This is a genomic window from Methylobacterium nigriterrae (assembly GCF_037106235.1).
GTDB classification, from domain to species: domain Bacteria; phylum Pseudomonadota; class Alphaproteobacteria; order Rhizobiales; family Beijerinckiaceae; genus Methylobacterium; species Methylobacterium nigriterrae.
Genome location: NZ_JBAWTG010000001.1, coordinates 138906 through 156678, shown reverse-complemented (window position 1 = coordinate 156678; position 17773 = coordinate 138906). Strand labels below are relative to the sequence as shown.

The 17773-nt window shown below is 72.2% G+C and carries 18 protein-coding genes; 13 read left to right on the top strand and 5 right to left on the bottom strand.

Annotated features, from left to right (window positions below; translation table 11 throughout):
* The first annotated feature begins 46 nt into the window (after nucleotides 1-46).
* The 8 genes from WDW90_RS00750 to WDW90_RS00715 all read left to right on the top strand — a co-directional run bounded on the left by WDW90_RS00750 (nucleotide 47) and on the right by WDW90_RS00715 (nucleotide 7274).
* Nucleotides 47-1213: a hydrolase gene (locus WDW90_RS00750; RefSeq protein ID WP_336485336.1), complete on the top strand. Its 1167-nt coding sequence runs from the start codon at nucleotides 47-49 to the stop codon at nucleotides 1211-1213.
* Nucleotides 1214-1371: 158 nt separating this feature from the next.
* Nucleotides 1372-3597: a phosphoribosylformylglycinamidine synthase subunit PurL gene (gene purL / locus WDW90_RS00745; protein ID WP_336485335.1), complete on the top strand. Its 2226-nt coding sequence runs from the start codon at nucleotides 1372-1374 to the stop codon at nucleotides 3595-3597.
* A 37-nt stretch (nucleotides 3598-3634) separates the two neighbouring features.
* A complete protein-coding gene (locus WDW90_RS00740) occupies nucleotides 3635-3871 on the top strand; it encodes a BolA family protein (protein WP_336485334.1) in 237 nt (78 codons plus the stop codon).
* Nucleotides 3872-3922: 51 nt separating this feature from the next.
* Nucleotides 3923-4429, top strand: coding sequence for a DUF29 domain-containing protein (locus WDW90_RS00735; RefSeq protein WP_336485333.1), 507 nt, complete (start codon nucleotides 3923-3925; stop codon nucleotides 4427-4429).
* Between the two features lie 28 nt (nucleotides 4430-4457).
* On the top strand, nucleotides 4458-4796 hold the full coding sequence (gene grxD, locus WDW90_RS00730; protein WP_336485332.1) for a Grx4 family monothiol glutaredoxin: 339 nt from the start codon (nucleotides 4458-4460) through the stop codon (nucleotides 4794-4796).
* A gap of 116 nt (nucleotides 4797-4912) precedes the next feature.
* Nucleotides 4913-5812, top strand: coding sequence for an NAD(P)/FAD-dependent oxidoreductase (locus WDW90_RS00725; RefSeq protein WP_336485331.1), 900 nt, complete (start codon nucleotides 4913-4915; stop codon nucleotides 5810-5812).
* A gap of 92 nt (nucleotides 5813-5904) precedes the next feature.
* Nucleotides 5905-6789 carry an SMP-30/gluconolactonase/LRE family protein gene (locus WDW90_RS00720; protein ID WP_336485330.1) on the top strand — a complete coding sequence of 295 codons (885 nt, stop codon included), beginning with the start codon at nucleotides 5905-5907 and terminating at the stop codon, nucleotides 6787-6789.
* 266 nt (nucleotides 6790-7055) lie between these two features.
* The gene (locus tag WDW90_RS00715) at nucleotides 7056-7274 is read left to right on the top strand and encodes a hypothetical protein (protein WP_336485329.1); all 219 of its coding nucleotides are present in this window, start codon (nucleotides 7056-7058) and stop codon (nucleotides 7272-7274) included.
* Nucleotides 7275-7304: 30 nt separating this feature from the next.
* Here the strand turns inward: WDW90_RS00715 and WDW90_RS00710 are convergent, their stop codons facing one another.
* On the bottom strand, nucleotides 7305-8192 hold the full coding sequence (locus tag WDW90_RS00710) for a hypothetical protein (RefSeq protein ID WP_336485328.1): 888 nt from the start codon (nucleotides 8190-8192) through the stop codon (nucleotides 7305-7307).
* A 98-nt stretch (nucleotides 8193-8290) separates the two neighbouring features.
* Entirely contained in the window at nucleotides 8291-10372 is a 2082-nt protein-coding gene (locus WDW90_RS00705; RefSeq protein WP_336485327.1) for a M3 family metallopeptidase, read from the bottom strand.
* A gap of 257 nt (nucleotides 10373-10629) precedes the next feature.
* Between WDW90_RS00705 and WDW90_RS00700 the strand changes: the two genes are divergently transcribed.
* The 4 genes from WDW90_RS00700 to WDW90_RS00685 all read left to right on the top strand — a co-directional run bounded on the left by WDW90_RS00700 (nucleotide 10630) and on the right by WDW90_RS00685 (nucleotide 13790).
* Nucleotides 10630-11535: an extensin family protein gene (locus WDW90_RS00700; protein WP_336485326.1), complete on the top strand. Its 906-nt coding sequence runs from the start codon at nucleotides 10630-10632 to the stop codon at nucleotides 11533-11535.
* Nucleotides 11536-11619: 84 nt separating this feature from the next.
* Complete coding sequence (locus WDW90_RS00695; RefSeq protein WP_336485325.1) at nucleotides 11620-12708, top strand: L,D-transpeptidase; 1089 nt, start codon at nucleotides 11620-11622, stop codon at nucleotides 12706-12708.
* 87 nt (nucleotides 12709-12795) lie between these two features.
* Nucleotides 12796-13050: a DUF6894 family protein gene (locus tag WDW90_RS00690; protein ID WP_336485324.1), complete on the top strand. Its 255-nt coding sequence runs from the start codon at nucleotides 12796-12798 to the stop codon at nucleotides 13048-13050.
* A 350-nt stretch (nucleotides 13051-13400) separates the two neighbouring features.
* Nucleotides 13401-13790 carry a response regulator gene (locus WDW90_RS00685; RefSeq protein WP_336485323.1) on the top strand — a complete coding sequence of 130 codons (390 nt, stop codon included), beginning with the start codon at nucleotides 13401-13403 and terminating at the stop codon, nucleotides 13788-13790.
* A gap of 3 nt (nucleotides 13791-13793) precedes the next feature.
* Here the strand turns inward: WDW90_RS00685 and WDW90_RS00680 are convergent, their stop codons facing one another.
* Both WDW90_RS00680 and rsmI read right to left on the bottom strand, forming a co-directional pair.
* The gene (locus WDW90_RS00680; RefSeq protein ID WP_336485322.1) at nucleotides 13794-14183 is read right to left on the bottom strand and encodes a YraN family protein; all 390 of its coding nucleotides are present in this window, start codon (nucleotides 14181-14183) and stop codon (nucleotides 13794-13796) included.
* Nucleotides 14170-15144 carry a 16S rRNA (cytidine(1402)-2'-O)-methyltransferase gene (rsmI, locus tag WDW90_RS00675; protein ID WP_336485321.1) on the bottom strand — a complete coding sequence of 325 codons (975 nt, stop codon included), beginning with the start codon at nucleotides 15142-15144 and terminating at the stop codon, nucleotides 14170-14172. The genes WDW90_RS00680 and rsmI overlap by 14 nt, the downstream gene beginning before the upstream one ends.
* Before the next feature lie 130 nt (nucleotides 15145-15274).
* Between rsmI and WDW90_RS00670 the strand changes: the two genes are divergently transcribed.
* Nucleotides 15275-16495, top strand: a complete 1221-nt coding sequence (locus WDW90_RS00670) for a penicillin-binding protein activator (protein WP_336485320.1) — start codon at nucleotides 15275-15277, stop codon at nucleotides 16493-16495.
* A 43-nt stretch (nucleotides 16496-16538) separates the two neighbouring features.
* On the opposite strand, the gene hemW is transcribed toward WDW90_RS00670, so the two are convergent.
* Nucleotides 16539-17705, bottom strand: coding sequence for a radical SAM family heme chaperone HemW (gene hemW / locus WDW90_RS00665; protein WP_336485498.1), 1167 nt, complete (start codon nucleotides 17703-17705; stop codon nucleotides 16539-16541).
* Nucleotides 17706-17773 lie beyond the last annotated feature (68 nt).

Genomic DNA, 17773 nt, shown 5'->3' with positions numbered 1-17773 from the left:
CCAGTCGAGCACAACCCGCGCAGGCGTCGGCCGGCAGGTCTTCTACATGCCGGGCTTCGACCCGCGGCCCCCGGAGACCTACTGGGGCCTGTTCCGGCGCGAGAGCCGGATCACGGCCGCGCGCCGCGGCCTCGACATCGCGGTGAGCGATCCGTCCCGCGCCCCGGACGGCCTCAGCCTCGACTGGACCATCGATTTCGAGGGCGAGCGCACGCGCTACAGCCTGCTGCGCTGGGACGACATCGTGGGCGCCCGCTTCCCGCGCTCGAACTGGCGGCGCCTGCGCGACGTGCCGGCGCTGTGGTGGCGCCTCTGGCGCGTCGGCTATGTCCGCCGCTTCCGGCAGGAGGCCCGGCGCTTTGCCACCGTCATCCTCGGCGTGCACGCGATCTTCCTGGCCTTCGTCCTGCTGAGCCTCGGCCTCGCCACCGGCCTGATGCTGCTGATGCCCGAGGCGAGCCGCCCCTGGTCGCTCCTCGCGATCCCGATCCTCGCCTACGCCCTGCTCGGCGCGACGATGGTGCTGACGCGGGGCAAGCCCCTCTACGTCGCCCACCTCGTCGACGACACCACCTTCACCTACGACCACGCGAGCGGTGCCGAGATGCGGATGCATGCCCGCCTCGACGCTTTCGCGGAGCGGATCCGTGCCGCCGAGGCGACCGCCTCGGAGATCGTCCTGATCGGTCATTCCTCGTCGAGCTTCCTCGGCATCGAGGCCCTCGACCGCGTGCTCGCCCTCGACCCGCGCTTCGGCCGTCGCGGCAGGCCGGTCTCGCTCGTCACCATCGGCAGCGTGATCCCGTGGATCGCCCTCGACCCGCGCGCCGATTGGGTCCGGGGCGCCCTCGCGCGCGTCGCCGCCGCCGACGCGATCGGCTGGCTCGACGTGCGGGCTGATTGGGACTGGCTGTCGATTCACCTGCGCGACCCGCTCTCGGCCTCGGGCGTGCGCTCCCCCGGCCCCGACCGCCCCGCCGTGATCCGCGTCCGCATCCAGGACCTGATCGAGCCCGAGCTCCTCGCCGCGCGGCGCTGGAACCTGTTCCAGATGCACTTCCAGCTCCTCATGTCGAGCCGCGACCCGAACGCCTTCGACTACATCGCCTTCGTGGCGGGCCCGGAGCCGGTGCACGCGATGATCGCCCGCAACCGGATGCCGGGACCGGCCGAACGCCCGGCCGTCCCCGTCCCCGAGGCCGTTCCGGGCTAGCCGCTGACGATCGGGGCCGACCGCGGCGCGATCGAATGTTGCCAGGGCGGGCGCTTCCGCTCTAGAGCCGTCGCTCGAGCGGCCGCAGGCGCCGGGATGACGGAGATCCTCCGCTTCATGTCGCGTCGGGCAGGCCGGACTTCGCCGAGACGTGCCGCATGTTCCGAAACGATGTGCCCATCACCCCCGAGCTCGTGCGCCAGCACGGATTGACGCCCGACGAGTTCGAGCGCTTCCGCGGGCTGATCGGGCGCGACCCGACGCTCACGGAACTCGGCATCGTCTCGGCCATGTGGAACGAGCACTGCTCCTACAAGTCCTCGCGCAAGCACCTGCGCGGGCTGCCGACGAGCGCGCCCTGGGTAATCCAGGGGCCGGGCGAGAATGCGGGCGTGATCGACATCGGCGACGGGCACGCCTGCGTCTTCAAGATGGAGAGCCACAACCATCCGAGCTTCATCGAGCCCTACCAGGGGGCGGCGACCGGCGTCGGCGGCATCCTGCGCGACGTCTTCACCATGGGCGCGCGCCCGATCGCGGCGCTGAACGCGCTCCGCTTCGGCTCGCCGGACCACCCGCGCACGCGCCACCTCGTCTCGGGCGTCGTCGCGGGGATCGGGGGCTACGGCAACTCGTTCGGCGTGCCGACCGTCGGCGGCGCGGTCGGCTTCCATCCGCGCTACGACGGCAACATCCTGGTCAATGCCATGGCGGTGGGCCTGGCCCGCGCCGATTCGATCTTCTACGCGGCGGCCACCGGCGTCGGGAACCCGATCGTCTATCTCGGCTCGAAGACGGGTCGCGACGGCATCCACGGCGCCACCATGGCGTCCGCGGAGTTCGACGAGGAATCCGAGTCCAAGCGCCCGACCGTGCAGGTCGGCGACCCCTTCGCCGAGAAGCTGCTGCTCGAGGCCTGCCTGGAACTGATGGCGTCCGGCGCCGTCATCGCGATCCAGGACATGGGCGCGGCCGGCCTGACCTGCTCGGCCGTCGAGATGGGCGCCAAGGGCGATCTCGGCGTCGAGCTCCACATCGAGAAGGTGCCGGCCCGCGAGGCCGGCATGACGCCCTACGAGATGATGCTGTCCGAGAGCCAGGAGCGCATGCTCATGGTGCTGAAGCCCGGCATGGAGCGGGAGGCGGAAGCCATCTTCGTGAAATGGGGCCTCGACTTCGCGGTGATCGGGCAGACCACCGACACGTTGCGCTTCGTGATCAAGCATCACGGCGAGACGGTCGCGGACCTGCCCATCAAGGAACTCGGCGACGAGGCGCCCCTCTACGACCGGCCGCATCGCGCCAACACCCACCTGCCGGTCCTGAAGGCGGCGGACGTCCCGGCGCCGGCCTCGCTGACGGACGCTCTGAAGCGCCTCGTCGGATCGCCCGACCTCGCCTCGAAGCGCTGGGTCTACGAGCAGTACGACCACTTCATCCTCGGCAACACCGTCGCGACGCCGGGCGGCGACGCCGCGATCGTGCGGGTCGAGGACGGGCCGAAGGGCCTCGCGCTCACGGCCGACGTGACGCCGCGCTACTGCGAGGCCGATCCCGTCGAGGGCGGGCGGCAGGCGGTGGCGGAAGCCTGGCGCAACATCACGGCGGTGGGCGGGCGCCCGCTCGCGATCACCGACAACCTCAATTTCGGCAATCCCGAGAAGCCCGAGGTGATGGGCCAGCTCGTCGGCTGCCTGACCGGCATCGGCGAGGCCTGCCGGGCCCTCGACTTCCCGGTCGTGTCGGGCAACGTCTCGCTCTACAACGAGACGAACGGCATCGGCATCCTGCCGACGCCCACCATCGGCGGCGTCGGCGTCGTCGACGATGTCGAGCGCCACGCGACGATCGCGCTCAAGCGCGAGGGCGACGCCCTCCTCATCGTCGGCGCCACCGACGGCTGGCTCGGCCAGTCGAGCTACCTCGCGGTGATCGAGGGCCGCGAGGAGGGCGCGCCGCCGCCCGTGGATCTCGGGCTCGAGCGCCGCAACGGCGACTTCGTGCGCGGGCTCATCACCTCGGGCCTCGTCGACACGGTGCACGATCTCTCGGACGGGGGCCTCGCGGTGGCGCTCGCCGAGATGGCGATGGCCGGCAACATCGGCGCGGCGCTTCCCGAGGTTCCGATGGACCTGCCGGCCCACGCCTACCTGTTCGGCGAGGACCAGGGCCGCTACCTCATCGCGGTCGATCCCGAGACGGCGACCGAGATCCTCTACAGCGCCTCGGCGCAGGGGATCGACGCCGCCGTCGTCGGCGTGACGGGGACCGAGCATTTGACCCTGCCGGGCGGCCAGACCATATCGGTCGCGCAGCTGCGCGAGGCGCACGAGGGCTGGTTTCCCGCCTACATGGCAAGCCAGCCCGCCGGACCCGCGGCCTGAGCCGCCCCTCCCCCCGAGACCCTTGAGGAGCCAGACGATGCCGATGGATGCGCGCGAGATCGAGGCGATGATCCGCGAGGCGCTGCCCGACGCGCAGGTCGAGATCAAGGACCTCGCGGGCGACGGCGACCACTACGCCGCCACCGTGATCTCGGCGGCCTTCAAGGGCAAGACCCGGGTCGCCCAGCACCAGATGGTCTACGGCGCGCTCCAGGGGCGGATGGGGGGCGTGCTCCACGCCCTTGCGCTCACGACGGGCGTCCCGCAGGATTAGGCAAGCCTGCCGGGCCAAGACTGAGGGCCAAGACCGAGGGCCGACGCCTCGATGGATCAACCGAGCCTCTACGACGACGACATCGTGAGCTGGGCCGAGGAGCAGGCTGCGGCCCTGCGCGAGCTCGCCACGCGTCCCGGACTCACGAACGCCCTCGATTGGGAAAACGTGATCGAGGAGATCGAGACCTCGGGGCGCTCACAGATCCAGGGCGTCGAGAGCGCTCTCTCGCTCGTTCTCATCCATGCCCTGAAGTACTTGTCAGCGTCGGTCGCACAGCCCGCGAGCTCCTGGCGCGTCGGGGGCTTGACCTATCAGACGACGGCGCGTCGCAACGACCGGCCGGCGATGCGGCAGCGGATCGACTGGGAGGATCTCTGGATCTCGGCCAAGACGAGCGCCGACGCTCAACTGCGGCTGTTCGGCGACCGGTTGGTCGACGGCCTGCCAGCCGCGATGCCGTTCACGTCCGATGAGCTGGTGTCGCGGGGTTTCGACATGGACCGCGCCCTCGAACGCCTCGCCTCCGCGATGGAAATGCCCGGCGACCGTCACTAGATCAGGTACCTACAGCAAGGAAGACCCTATGACCGACGTCAACGCCACCATCGAGAACGAGATCAAGTCGCAGGACGTGGTCGTGTTCATGAAGGGCACGCCGCAATTCCCGATGTGCGGCTTCTCGGGCCAGGTGGTCCAGATCCTCAATTACCTCGGCGTGCCGTTCAAGGGCGTGAACGTCCTCGACGACATGGCGGTGCGCGAGGGCATCAAGGCCTTTTCGAACTGGCCGACCATCCCTCAGATCTACGTGAAGGGCGAGTTCGTGGGAGGCTGCGACATCACCCGCGAGATGTTCCAGTCGGGCGAGCTGCAGCAGTTCCTGTCCGAGAAGGGCATTCCGGTGAAGACCGCGGCGGCCTGATCCGCCGCCCCGGACGTTGAGAGGGCGCCGCGGGCGCCCTTTTTCATGGATGAACGGAAACGTTCGGGCGGCCCGGCGCTTGCCTCCTGGACTTGTCCAGGCGGGAGGTGGGGGCCATGCGCGACGTCATCATCGTGGGCGGCGGCCCGGCGGGCCTCAACGCGGCCCTGATCCTCGGCCGCTGCCGCCGCAGCGTCCTCCTGTGCGACAAGGGCGAGCCCCGCAACGCCTGCACGCCGCGGACCTGGGGAGTCTTCACGCGCGACGGCACGCCGCCTTTCGAGCTGAGGGCGCGGGGCCACGCGGATCTCGAGCGCTACGAGACGGTCGAGCGGCGCGCGGCCGAGGCCGTGGGCGCGCGGCGCCTCGACGGCGCCTTCGAGGTGCGGTTCAGCGACGGTCGCAGCGAGCGCGCGCGCCGGCTGATCCTCGCCACCGGCCTTCACCAGAACCTGCCGGAGGTGGAGGGCTTCGACCGCTACTGGGGCACCGGCGTCCATTCCTGCCCGTACTGCGACGGGTTCGAGAGCCGCGACGCGCCGCTCGTCGCCTACGCGCACGGGCCGGGCGCCAAGGGGCTCGCGCTCGAGCTGACGGTCTGGAGCCGCGACGTCACCCTCTGCACGGACGGCCAGCCGACGGATCTCACCGACGACGACCGCGAGCGCCTCGGCCGCCACTGCATCCGGATCGTCGAGACGCCGCTGCTGCGCCTCGAGGGCGACGAGGCGTGCCCGAGCCGGCTCGTCCTGCGGGACGGCAGCACCCTGCCCTGCCGCGCCGTCTTCCTGATGCCGGCCGAGTGCCTGCCCTCCGACCTGATCCGCGACCTCGGCTGCGAGCTCACCGGCAAGGGGACGGTGCCGACGCGCGACTACGAGCGGACCAACGTGCCGGGCCTGTTCGTAGCGGGCGACGCCTCGCGGCGCGTGCAATTTGCGGTGGTGGCCGCCGCCGAGGGTGCGATGGCGGCCTTCGCGGTGAACACCGAGCTTCTGCGCGAGGACACGCGCTGACGGCAGCGCGCTGCCCCGGCGCCCGGGGACGAACGGCCGCGGTCGGGCGTTGAGGCAGAGCGCCCGTCCCACGCCCCGGAGAGTCCCGCCGCATGTCGCCTCCCGTCCATCCCTACACGCCCCGCGTCGTCGTCGCCTCCGGCTGCGAACTCGGCGAGGAGATCCTGTGGGATGCGCGCTCCGGCACGCTCGTCTGGGTCGACATCGAGAACCCGTCCGTCTGGCGCCACCGGCCCGCGACGGACGAGACGCGCCGCCTTCCCGTCGACGAGAAGATCAGCTTCGCCCTGCTGACGCCCGAGCCCGACATCGTGCTCGCCGGATTCAAGTCGGGCGTGGCCCGCCTCGATCTCGGCACCGGCGCCCGCGAGGCGCTGGCGCGACCGGAGCCGCATCCCCCGAACAACCGTCTCAACAGCGGCCATGTCGGCCCGGACGGGGCGCTGTGGTTCAGCAGCATGGACGATTCCGAGCAGCGGCCGACGGGCGGCTTCCATCGCTGGGACGGCGAGACCGTGACGGATTTCGGCGGCCGCGCCGCGGTCACGAACGGACCGGTGGTGAGCCCGGACGGCGCCAGCGTCTACACGATCGACACCGCCGACAACGTGGTGCGCGTGCACGACCTCGACGGGACCCGGGTCGGCGAGCCCCGACCGCTGATCACCTTCGAGCCGGGCTGGGGGAAGCCCGACGGGCTGACCCTCGATGCCGAGGGACATCTCTGGATCTGCCACTATGCGGGATCCCGCATCACCCGCTTCGCGCCGGACGGCCGGGTCGAGCGCATCCTGCCGGTGCCGACCGCGCTCGTGACGAAATGCGCCTTCGGGGGAGCGGACCTCGCCACCCTGTACATCACCACCTGCCGGCGCGGGCGCGACCCGACGCTCGATCCGATGGCCGGCCACGTCTTCGCGGTCGAGGCCGGCGTGCGGGGCTACCCGGCCAACGTCTTCCGCCGCGCCGGCGGCTGAGGGCGCCCGGTCGCGCCGTCAGAATCATCCGGAGCATTGTCTGCGCGCGAACACTTCTCGCGGCGAGGCCGGAAGCGGACGAAACCCGTTCAGAAGCATGGGCGTGCGGTATCGCACTGCGGCCGGCTACCGCCAATGCAATCATTGATTATTGATGAATGGATGACGACTTTCGGAACTTGTTCAGGTTGTCCCCGTTATCCCCGTACGGCCGAGCTTGCCCGGCCGCCCCTCCCTCTCTCGCCACCGCAGGTGCGAGGCCGCCGATGCCCGTGTTCGACGCCAAGAACCTGGATAGTGAATTCGAGGGGCAGGTCCTGCTCGCGGCGATCCTTCATCCGACCCGCGCCGAGCGCGTCCGCGCCCGCGTCAACGGGCGGCGGCGGGCGATGCGCGCGGCATCCATGATCGACGCGATGACGATCGAGCCGCGCTTTCCCGTGCGGGCCGACGAGCTCGCCTCGACGCCGGTGCCCACGACCTGAGGACGGCGCCGCGCTCGTGTCGAGCGGGATTTACCAAGCCTGCGGGGTGATGACGCCCTGGCGCGTGACGACGACCCATTGGCGCCCGCGGCGCTCCACGGCCTCGACGCGTCCGACGCCCGGCACCGTGTCGCCCGGCCCGACCTCGACGAGCCTGCGGCGGCGATCCTCCAGCATGGCCGTGCCGTCGTAGACGTCGCGCAGGGCCCAGTTCTCGACGACGGACGGCTTCGGCTTCGCCTCGGCGATGCTGCCGGTCTGTGCGGGCTCGGGCTTGGCGGGCTCGGCCTTCGGGGCCGGCGCCGCGGACGGCGGCGCGGCCGCGGCGACGGGCTGCGGCGCCGGAACGGGCGCGGCGGCCCGCTTCTCGACCTGCGTCGCCAGGGCCGCGATGCGCTGGCTCTGCTCGCGCTCGGCCTGGTCGAAGCGCTCGCCGAGGCTCGCGATCTTGCCCGCGAGCGCCTGCTCCAGCTTGCCCAGCCGCTCGGTCACGCCGCTGCTGCTCGCCTTGGCGTCGTTGCGGCGCCCTTCGCTCGCCTCGCGCAGGCCGGCGAGCGTGCGCCCGAGCCGCTCGATCTCGGTGTTGAGACGCGCGGACTCGACGCGATTGGCTTCGAGCCCGGCATTGACCTCGGCAAAGGCCGACGCGCTCCGGTCGCCTCGCGGCCCGATCAGCGCGGTGGCGCCGCCGCCGAGGATGAGGCCGAGGCCGAGCGCCGCGCCGCCGAAGCCCAGCAGCCGCGCGTCGAGTGCGACGGAAAACCGTTTCGTCGCGCCGGAGCCGGACGCGGGCGCGGCCGCCGCCTTCTCGGGCTCGCGGGCGCCGCTGACGGCGGCCTTCAGCAGGGCCTCGGGCGAGGGAGCTTTGGCCTCGGGCGCCTTGGTGCCGGCGCCCGCCTCGGTGGCTGTCTGCGTCATGGCTGTCGTCCTGACCGATGCTGTCGCGGGATCCCCGAAAGCATGGGTTAAGGACGTTTGTTTACCGAAACGTTACCGCGACCGGAGGTTGCGATCCGTCAGGCTGCGAGGCCCCGCTTGCGCAGGAGCGGGTCGATGCTCGGCAGGCGTCCCCGGAAGCCGGTATAGGCCTCGCTCGCGTCGCGCAGATTGCCGGCGCCGTAGACGTAGCGGCGCAGGCGCGCGGCGGTCTGCGGGTCGAAGATGTCGCCCGCCTCCCGGAAGGCGTCAAAGGCGTCGGCGTCGAGCACTTCCGACCAGAGATAGCTGTAGTAGCCCGCCGCGTAGCCGTCGCCCGCGAAGATGTGCGCGAAATGGGGCGAGCGGTGCCGCATGCTGATCTCGGCCGGCATGGCGATGCGCCGCAGCGCCTCCGCCTCGAAGGCCGGCACGTCGAGCCCGTCCTCGCCCGCGGCGGAGAGGTGCAGCGTCATGTCGACGATGGCCGAGGCCGCGTACTCCACCGTGGAGAACCCCTGATTGAACGTGCGCGCCGCGAGCAGCCGCTCGAGCAGGGCCTCGGGCATCGGCTCGCCGGTCCGGTGGTGCCGGGCATGGGCGCGCAGCACCTCCGGCTGCTCCAGCCAGTGCTCGTAGAGCTGCGAGGGCAGCTCCACGAAGTCGCCCGACACGGCCGTGCCGGAGAGCAGCGGGTAGGTCACCTCGGAGAGGAGCCCGTGCAGGGCATGTCCGAACTCGTGGAACAGGGTGCGGGCATCGTCGAACGACAGGAGGGTCGCCTCGCCGTCCGGTGCGCGGGCGAAGTTCATCACGTTGACGATGACCGGCTTGATGTCGCCGTTCAGGCGCTCCTGCGAGCGGAAGGCGCTCATCCAGGCGCCGCTGCGCTTCGAGGGCCTGGCGAAGTAGTCGCCGAGGAACAGGCCCACCTCGGAGCCGTCCTGGTTGCTGACGCGCCAGGCCCGGACGTCGGGATGGTAGCGCGGCACGTCGCCGAGTTCCTCGAAGCGGAGCCCGAACAGCCGGCTCGCGGTGTCGAAGGCCGCCGCGATCATGCCTTCGAGAGGCAGGTAGGCCTTGATCTCGCTCTCGTCGAGCGCGTGCTCGGCGCGGCGCAACTTCTCGGCATAGTGGCGCCAGTCATGCGCCTGCAGGGCGAAGTTGCCGCCCTCGGCCTGAACGATGGCCTGAAGGCGATCGCGCTCGGCCGCCGCCCGGTGGTGGGCCGGGGTCCAGACATTGCGCAGCAGGTCCATCGCGGCGTCGGGCGAGCCCGCCATCGTGTCGGCGAGCTTGAAATGCGCGAAGCTGTCGAAGCCGAGGAGCCGCGCCCGCTCGGCGCGCAGCGAGACGATCTCGGCGATGATCGCCCGGTTGTCGGTCTCGCCGCCCATCTCGCCGCGGCGGATCCAGGCCGCATAGGCGCGCTCGCGCAGGTCGCGGCGGGTGGAGAAGACGAGGAAGGGCTCGATCAGGGAGCGCGACAGGGTGATGACGTGTTCGTGCTCGCTTCCCCGCTCCCGCGCGGCGCTGGCCGCCGCCGCCCGGAGGAAGGGCGGAAGGCCCGCGAGATCCGCCTCGCCCGCCAGCGGCAGGGCGAAGCCGCTCTCGTCGGCGAGCAGGTTCTGGCTGAAGCGGGTGCCGAGTTCCGCGAGACGCGCGGCGATCTCGGCCATGCGCGCCTTGGCAGCCTCGCCGAGATCCGCTCCGGCGCGGCGGAAGCGAGTCCGGTAGCGGTCGAGGACGCGGCGCTCCTCCTCGCTCAGGGCCTCCGCGTCCGGGTCGATTGCCGAGATGCGCGCCCACAATGCCGGGTTGAGGTAGATCGCGCTGCCGTGGCGCGCGAGACGCGGCGCGATGGTGCGCTCGACGGCCTGAAGTTCGGGGTTCGTATGGCTCCCCGTGAGATTGTAGAAGACCGAGGCGACGCGATCGAGGGCGAGGCCCGCCCTCTCGAGCGCGCCGAGCGTGCCGGCGAAGGTCGGCGGCCTCGTCGCTCCGGCGATCGCCGCGATCTCGGCCTCGTGCGCCGCGAGCGCCGCCTCGAAGGCCGGCAGGTAATGATCGGGACGGATGCGCTCGAAGGGCGGCAGGCCATGCGGCGTACCCCAATCCGCTTCCGAGAACGGGTTGGCGGGATCGAGGTTCGGTGTCGCGGCTGCGGCGTGTCCTGCGGTCATGGAGATCCTCGCCAATCCTCGAAGTCCTGCGCGCGGTCGGGAATGCCGCCAAGATAGGTGAAGGCAGGCGCCAAGATAGGGACGCGCCTGTGCGGACGCAAAGCGCCGGGACAAGCTCCGCGCTCGGCGGGCAGATGCCGGCAGTTTGCTCGTGGGCGTTGCATCGGCGCCCTTGCCGGTCCGGCCGATCGCCTCGATCGTGCGCGGGGCCCCGGGGGCGCCGCGACGGGCGTGCCGCCCGGGTCGAGGGAGGTGGGATGCGCGCGGGCCGGGTTTTCCTGTCGACAGCCGCGCTGCGCCTCGCGGCCGGAACGATTCTGATCGCCTCGGCCGGCCTGGCCGGCCTGCATGCGGTGACCGCCGAGCCGACGCCCACCGTGCCGGTGCCCCCGCCCCGGCCGCCGGAGCGGCCAGACGACCTGAAGGCGCCCGCGCCGGGCCCTGCACCCGACAGGCCGCTCCCGCCCGAGCGGCCCGCGGAGCTCAGAACCCCGCAGCCCGAGCCCGCGAGGCCCCCGGGCGCTGCCGCCGACCGGGCGCCCGAGATGCCGCAGCCCCCGCCCCTGCCGCCCGCGCGGCCGCCGGAACTCTCCGGCGAGGCGGCGCTCGCCCTCAAGGTCGCGGCGGCCGACGACAGCGCCTGCCGGCGTCGGCTGACCCGCCTCGGCGCCACCTTCGAGCCGCTGCCCGCGATCGAGAACGGCCAGTGCGGGGCGGCGAGGCCGCTCAGGGTGACCGCTCTCGACGGGGTCGCGCTGCCGCAATCGGCCACGCTCGTCTGCGGCGCGGCCGAGGCGCTGGCGCGCTGGGCGACCGAGGTGCAGGTTGCAGCCGAGCGCGATCTCGGGCAGCCCCTCAAGGCGCTCGCCATCGCCACCTCCTACGAGTGCCGCGGCCAGAACCACGATCCCGACGCGAAGCTGAGCGAGCATGCCTTCGCGAACGGCGTCGACGTGATGAGCTTCGCCTTCGCCGAGCGTGCGCCGATCGCCGTCGGCCCCCTGCCCGACGGGACGCCGGAAGCGCGATTCGTGGCAGGGGTGCGCGCCAAGGCCTGCGGCTTCTTCCGCACCGTGCTCGGGCCGGGCTCGGACGCGGCCCATGCCAACCATCTCCACCTCGATCAGCGCGAGCGCAACGGCGGGCACCGCCTGTGCCAGTAGGGCCGCGGAATTTGCCGGAACGCTCCGACGGGCCGAACGCTTAATGGCCCGGAGCGCTTCCGCTCCCGGAGCGTTCGGCCGGTCATGCTGCGTCACGGGTGGGTGTTGGGTCTCGCGGGTCTGGCGCTCGCCTGCGCCTCGACGGCCGGAGCCGCCGAGAAGGCCAAGGGCAAGGATGCGGGCAAGGTCGCGGGGACGGACGAGCTGACGCTGGAGGCGGTCAACGCCGCCACCCTCGACAAGGGCGGCGACAAAGGTGGCGACAAGGGCCGCGCCCGCAAGCGCGACGACGACAAGCCGGACGCGCTCACCGTCAAGGTCCAGGTCCTGCTCGACCGCGCCCGCTTCTCGCCCGGCGCCATAGACGGGCGCGACGGCGACAACCTGCAGGGCGCGCTCGCGGCCTTCGCGGCGGCGCAGGGCCTGCCCGCGGCCAAGAGCCTGACGCCCGACCTGTTCGACAAGCTGCAGGCGACGAGCGGCGAGCCCGTCGCGACCGCCTACACGATCAGCGAGGACGACGTGAAAGGGCCCTTCGTCGAGAAGATCCCGGCCAAGATGGAGGATCAGGCCGATCTCGAGGCGATGGGCTACACCAACCCGCGCGAGATGCTGGCCGAGCGCTTCCACATGAGCCGCGATCTCCTGAGCGCCCTCAATCCCGGCAAGCCCCTCGACAAGGCCGGCACCGTCATCACGGTCGCGGCCGTGCCGCCCCTGGAGCGGGGCAAGGCGAAGGATCTGCCCCGGAGTCCGAAGGTCGCCCGCATCACCGTCGACAAGACGAGCCGCGACGTGCGGGCCTTCGACAAGGCCGGCAAGCTGCTGGCCTATTACCCGGCCTCGATCGGCAGCGAGGAGAAGCCGGCGCCGGACGGCGAGGCCAAGGTGAAGGGCATCGCCTTCGAGCCGTCCTATACCTACGACCCGAAATACCGGTTCGCGGGCGTCAAGGCGAAGTCCAAGTTCTCGATCAAGCCCGGCCCGAACAACCCGGTTGGCCTGGTCTGGATCGACCTGTCGATCCCCTCCTACGGCATTCACGGCACGCCGGAGCCCGAGAAGGTCGGCAAGACCGAGTCGCACGGTTGCATCCGTCTCACCAACTGGGATGCCCGCGACCTCGCGCTGCACGTGGTGCGCGGCGCGAAGGTCGAGTTCAAGGCGGAGTGATCTGCCGGCGCTGAAGCGGGCGCGTATCTGCAGGACGGCTTAACCTGGGTGAATGCGGGGGCCGGCCATGCCGTCAAGCTTCGGTCGATGCCGCGCTACTTCTTCGACCTGCTGATCTGCGGAAATCCGTCGCGGGACGTCGAAGGGCTCGTCCTCGACAACGACGACGCGGCGCGCAGCGCCGTCACGGGCATCCTGCACGACGTGGCGCTCGCGACGCTGCCCGACGGCAAGCCGCAGACCTTCGTCGCCAACGTGCGCGAGCACGAGCGCGGACCGCTCTTCCGCACCACCATGACCCTTGTGACGGAGGCGCAGGCGGACGCGCTCAGCGGAGCCTGAATGCGTCGCCGGGGCTCCCCGCACGGGCTCCGCCCGAGGGCGGAGGAACGGCAATTTCCGGTTGCGTTGCGGTGGAGCGGTGCAAGCAGGTCGCACCGGGCGAGGAAAATGTATCGGACCGTAACATTGAGGCGCGTCGCTGTGGGTCCGCCGGCGCGGGAGCGCTTGACACGCTTCGGTTTACGGGCGACGGCTCGCATTGTCCCGGGGTGGCCGAGAGGCTGTGCCGTGGCGGTGCCCCGATGCGCCGCCGGGACCGCGTGCCCGTTGGGCGACGCGTTCCTCAACAAGACCGATTCTTCAACGGCAGCGTTCCGGCACGGAACGGATCCAAGGGAAGACCATCCGGCGTGAGTGCGGACACGAACGACGACCTGCTGAACGGGGCTCGGGTTCTCGTGGTCGAGGACGAGGCCGCGATCTCGATGCTGCTCGAGGACATGCTGCTCGACTTCGGCTGCACGGTCGTCGGGCCCGCCGCGCGCCTGTCGACCGCCCTGGAGATGGCCGAGGGCGAGACCTTCGAGGTCGCGATCCTCGACGTGAACGTCGCGGGCGAGCCGATCTACCCGGTGGCCGAGGCCATCGCCAGGCGCGAGCTCCCGCTCGTCTTCTCGACGGGCTACGGCGGCGCCGGCATCCGCGAGCCGTTCCGCGATCGCCCGGTGGTGCAGAAGCCGTTCAGCCAGGCCGACCTCAAGCGCACTCTGATCGCCGCGATCGCCGCCGCCCGGGCCTGACTCTCAACGCTCCTCGATCGGAAAGGCGTCGGCCACGTGCACGGGCCAGGCGCGGCCCGCGAGGAACACCGCGTCCGCCCGCAGCGTCAGCCCGGCGAGATCGGGATGCCGTCCGAGCCACGCCCTCGCGGCGCGCGAGAATCGGCGGCGCTTGATCGCGCCGATCGCATCCCGCGCCTCGGCGAGCGTCGGGCGTGCCTTCACCTCCACGAAGGCGACGGTCGCGCCGCGGCGCACGATCAGGTCGATCTCGCCGCCCGCGGCGGCGAAGCGCAGCGCCAGCGGCCGGTAGCCCTTCAGCATCAGCGCGGCCAGCGCCAGCCACTCGCCCCGGCGCCCGCGCCGGTAGGCGGCCCGCCGCGCCCCGGCGCCGTCGGGCCTACCCCTGCGCATCGTCGCGCCGGGCGAGCGCGAGGGCGCGGGCATAGACGGCGCGACGGGGCTGGCCGGTCTCGTCGGCCACGAGGCTCGCTGCATCCTTGATGGAGTGCCGCGCGAGCGCCGCCTCGATCGCCGCGTCGAGGGCGGCGTCGGCGCCCTCCGGGGCCGGCGCCTCCGGGTTGGCGCCGATGACCACCACGACCTCGCCCTTCGGCGCCCCCTCCTCGGCGAAGGTCTCGGCAAGCGAGCCGAGGGTGCCTCGCCGGATGGTCTCGTAGAGCTTGGTGAGTTCCCGGGCGACGGCGGCGGGGCGGCCCGCTCCCAGCATGGCGGCGGAATCGGCCAGCATCTCGGGCAGGCGGTGGGGCGATTCGAACAGCACCAGCGTGCCCGGCACGGCGCCGAGCGCCGCGAGGCGGTTGCGGCGGGCCCCGCCCTTCTGCGGCAGGAAGCCCTCGAAGTAGAAGCGGTCGGTGGGCAGCCCCGCCGCCACGATCGCGGTCATCACCGCGGAGGGGCCGGGGATCGGCGTTACCGCGATGCCCGCCTCGATCGCCGCCTGGACGAGCTTGAATCCGGGATCCGACACGAGCGGCGTGCCCGCATCCGACACGAGCGCGAGCGCCTCGCCGCCCCGCATGCGGGTCACCATCCGCTCCCGCACGGCGGCGTTCGAGTGCTCGTGATAGGCCACGAGCGGCGTCGTGATCCCGTAATGCGCGAGAAGCGTGCGGGTGACGCGGGTATCCTCGGCCAGCACCGCGTCGGCGGCCGCGAGCGTCGCGAGCGCCCGGAAGGACACGTCGCGCAGGTTGCCGATCGGCGTCGCGACCACGTGCAGGCCGGGCGTCAGCGGCTCGGCCTCGGCGGCCAGCCCGAAGGCCGTGAAGGTCGAGGCCGGCCGCGCCCCGGAGGGCTCCGGCCGGCGCCTGGGCGGAGGGGCTTTGGCGGGTCTGTCGATTCGCTGCGTCATCGCGGGCGACATTGCCACGCGGCGGGGCCCCGCGGAATTTCCCGGGCGTCCCGCGCGCCCGGTTTCCGTGCGTTTACTTTTCGGGCTCACCCTTTATCCCTGGGCCGGGGAGCCAAGAAGGAGACCGGGGATGGCGCGGACACGCTCGTTGCACGCCCGCGTTGCAGGATTCGGCCTGGCCGTGCTGATGGCGGGCGGGCTCGGCGCCTGCATCGGCGGCCCCGACGGTCCCCGCTCGACCCGCTCCGAGCCCGTGCCGCAGGCCGATCTCGGGCCCGCGGCGGAGCCCGGCGCCGGCGGCGCCCGAATCGGCACCGGCACGGTCAAGGTCGCGCTCGTCGTGCCTCTCACCGGCCAGGGCGCGGCGCTCGGCGCCGCCATGCGCAACGCGGCCGAGCTTGCCATGTCGGAGTTCCAGCAGCCGGACCTGCAGATCCTCGTGAGGGACGACCGCGGCACGCCGGACGGGGCCCGCGACGCCGCGCAGGCCGCGCTCGGCGAGGGGGCCGAGATCGTGCTCGGCCCGCTCTTCGCCGCCAATGTCCAGGCCGCCTCGCTGCCGGCCCGCAACGCCGGCAAGCCCGTCATCGCCTTCTCGACCGACGCCAACGTCGCCGGGCGCGGCGTCTATCTCCTCAGCTTCCTGCCCCAGGCCGAGGTCGACCGCATCGTCGACGAGGCGGTGGCGAGCGGGCGGCGCTCCTTCGCGGCGCTGATCCCCGAGAACACCTACGGCAACGCCGTCGAGGCCCAGTTCCGCGAGGCGGTGGCCCGCAAGGGCGCGCGGGTCGCCGGGCTCGAGCGCTACGCGCCGGGGGCGCCGGGACCCGCGATCCAGCGGCTCTCGGGCGTGATCACCGGCCCGCAGGCGCAGGCCGACGCGCTGTTCCTGCCCGAGACCCCGGACGGGCTCGCGCTGGTCGGGGCGGCGCTGACGAGATCCGGCTTCTCGCCGGCGCGGGTGCGGCCGATCGGCACCGCGGTCTGGAACGAGCCCCGCGTCTTCGCCCTGCCGGCGCTTCAGGGTGGCTGGTTCGCCGCGCCCGACACGGCGGGCTTCGGCAATTTCGCCGGGCGCTACCAGGCCCGCTACGGCACGAGCCCGCCGCGGGTCGCCTCGCTGGCCTACGACGCCGTCTCGCTCACCGCCGCGCTCAGCCGGCAATACGGCACGCAGCGCTTCGCGGAGGCGACGCTCACCAACCCGTCGGGCTTCTCGGGGATCGACGGCACCTTCCGCTTCCGGCCCGAGGGCACGAGCGACCGATCGCTCGCCGTCTACGAGATCCGCAACAACGCGACGATCCCGGTGAGCCCCGCCCCCCGCATGCTCGCCAAATCGGGCATGTGAAGCCGGGAAACGCGAAGCCGGGAGCTTGCAGGCGGGGACCCGATCAGGCCGACAGCTCCGCCACGAGCGCGTTCAGCACCGGCGCACCCCGCGCCGTGGCGGCGATGCGGCCGTCCGGTAGCCGCGCGATGAGCCCGTCTCCGGCGAGCATCGCGATCCGCTCCGGATCGAGCGGCCGCCCGCTCAGCGCCGCGTAGCGGGCCGGATCGATGCCCTCGCTGAGCCGCAGGCCCATCACCAGGAACTCGTCGCCCTGGTCCTGCGCCGAGAGATCCTCGGTCTCGACGATGCCGTGCCCCCGGGCCTCGACCAGAGCCAGCCACGCCTCCGGCGACCGCTCGGTGACGGTGCCGAGCCGGCCCGTCTCCGTCACGAGCCGCCCGTGCGCGCCGGGGCCGATGCCCGCGTACTCGCCGTAGCGCCAGTAGAGCAGGTTGTGACGCGACTGCGCGCCGGGCCGGGCATGGTTCGAGATCTCGTAGGCCGGCAGCCCGGCGCCCGAGCAGACCTCCTGCGTGACGTCGTAGAGGGCGCGCGCGGTGTCCTCGTCGGGCGGCACGAGCCTGCCCGCCGCCGCGAGTCCGTGGAAGGGCGTGCCGGGCTCGATGGTGAGCTGGTAGAGCGAGAGGTGCTCGGCCGCGCGGGCGATGGCCTCGCCGAGCTCTGCCCGCCACGCGGCCGGGCTCTGGCCGGGCCGCGCGTAGATGAGGTCGAAGGAGGTGCGCTCGAAATGGGCGGCGGCGGTGCGCAGGGCGGCGAACGCCTCCGCGGCGCTGTGCAGGCGGCCGAGGCCCTTCAGCGAGGCGTCGTCGAGCGCCTGCACGCCGAGCGAGACGCGGTTGACGCCGGCCGCCCGGTAGCCGCGGAACCGGCCCGCCTCGACGCTCGTCGGATTCGCCTCGAGCGTGATCTCGACGTCCAACGTCGTGCCCCAGGCCGCCTCGATCGCCTCCAGGAGGCCCGCCACGGTCGCGGGCTGCATCAGCGAGGGCGTTCCGCCGCCGAGGAACACGCTCGACACGCGCCGCCCCCTGGTGCGGGCCGCGGCGTGCGCGATCTCCGTCCGGAAGGCGCTGAGGTAGCGCGCCTCGTCGACGGGCGCGCGGCGCACGTGGCTGTTGAAGTCGCAGTACGGGCATTTCGAGGCGCAGAACGGCCAGTGCAGGTAGACGCCGAAGCCGACGTCGCGGGTCGGGTGCTCAGGAACCATGATGCCGCCGGGGGCGATCTCCGCTGTGTTGGTCTGCGCGCTCGCGCGCCGCAACGCTCCTCCCCCGC

What these genes read in the sequence shown, in the direction of transcription:
- WDW90_RS00750 (WP_336485336.1), top strand. Translation starts at nt 47, where the DNA reads ATGCCGGGCTTCGACCCGCGGCCCCCGGAGACCTACTGGGGCCTGTTC.
- purL (WP_336485335.1), top strand. Translation starts at nt 1,372, where the DNA reads ATGTTCCGAAACGATGTGCCCATCACCCCCGAGCTCGTGCGCCAGCAC.
- WDW90_RS00740 (WP_336485334.1), top strand. Translation starts at nt 3,635, where the DNA reads ATGCCGATGGATGCGCGCGAGATCGAGGCGATGATCCGCGAGGCGCTG.
- WDW90_RS00735 (WP_336485333.1), top strand. Translation starts at nt 3,923, where the DNA reads ATGGATCAACCGAGCCTCTACGACGACGACATCGTGAGCTGGGCCGAG.
- grxD (WP_336485332.1), top strand. Translation starts at nt 4,458, where the DNA reads ATGACCGACGTCAACGCCACCATCGAGAACGAGATCAAGTCGCAGGAC.
- WDW90_RS00725 (WP_336485331.1), top strand. Translation starts at nt 4,913, where the DNA reads ATGCGCGACGTCATCATCGTGGGCGGCGGCCCGGCGGGCCTCAACGCG.
- WDW90_RS00720 (WP_336485330.1), top strand. Translation starts at nt 5,905, where the DNA reads ATGTCGCCTCCCGTCCATCCCTACACGCCCCGCGTCGTCGTCGCCTCC.
- WDW90_RS00715 (WP_336485329.1), top strand. Translation starts at nt 7,056, where the DNA reads ATGCCCGTGTTCGACGCCAAGAACCTGGATAGTGAATTCGAGGGGCAG.
- WDW90_RS00710 (WP_336485328.1), bottom strand. Translation starts at nt 8,192, where the DNA reads ATGACGCAGACAGCCACCGAGGCGGGCGCCGGCACCAAGGCGCCCGAG.
- WDW90_RS00705 (WP_336485327.1), bottom strand. Translation starts at nt 10,372, where the DNA reads ATGACCGCAGGACACGCCGCAGCCGCGACACCGAACCTCGATCCCGCC.
- WDW90_RS00700 (WP_336485326.1), top strand. Translation starts at nt 10,630, where the DNA reads ATGCGCGCGGGCCGGGTTTTCCTGTCGACAGCCGCGCTGCGCCTCGCG.
- WDW90_RS00695 (WP_336485325.1), top strand. Translation starts at nt 11,620, where the DNA reads ATGCTGCGTCACGGGTGGGTGTTGGGTCTCGCGGGTCTGGCGCTCGCC.
- WDW90_RS00690 (WP_336485324.1), top strand. Translation starts at nt 12,796, where the DNA reads ATGCCGCGCTACTTCTTCGACCTGCTGATCTGCGGAAATCCGTCGCGG.
- WDW90_RS00680 (WP_336485322.1), bottom strand. Translation starts at nt 14,183, where the DNA reads ATGCGCAGGGGTAGGCCCGACGGCGCCGGGGCGCGGCGGGCCGCCTAC.
- rsmI (WP_336485321.1), bottom strand. Translation starts at nt 15,144, where the DNA reads ATGACGCAGCGAATCGACAGACCCGCCAAAGCCCCTCCGCCCAGGCGC.
- WDW90_RS00670 (WP_336485320.1), top strand. Translation starts at nt 15,275, where the DNA reads ATGGCGCGGACACGCTCGTTGCACGCCCGCGTTGCAGGATTCGGCCTG.
- hemW (WP_336485498.1), bottom strand. Translation starts at nt 17,705, where the DNA reads ATGGTTCCTGAGCACCCGACCCGCGACGTCGGCTTCGGCGTCTACCTG.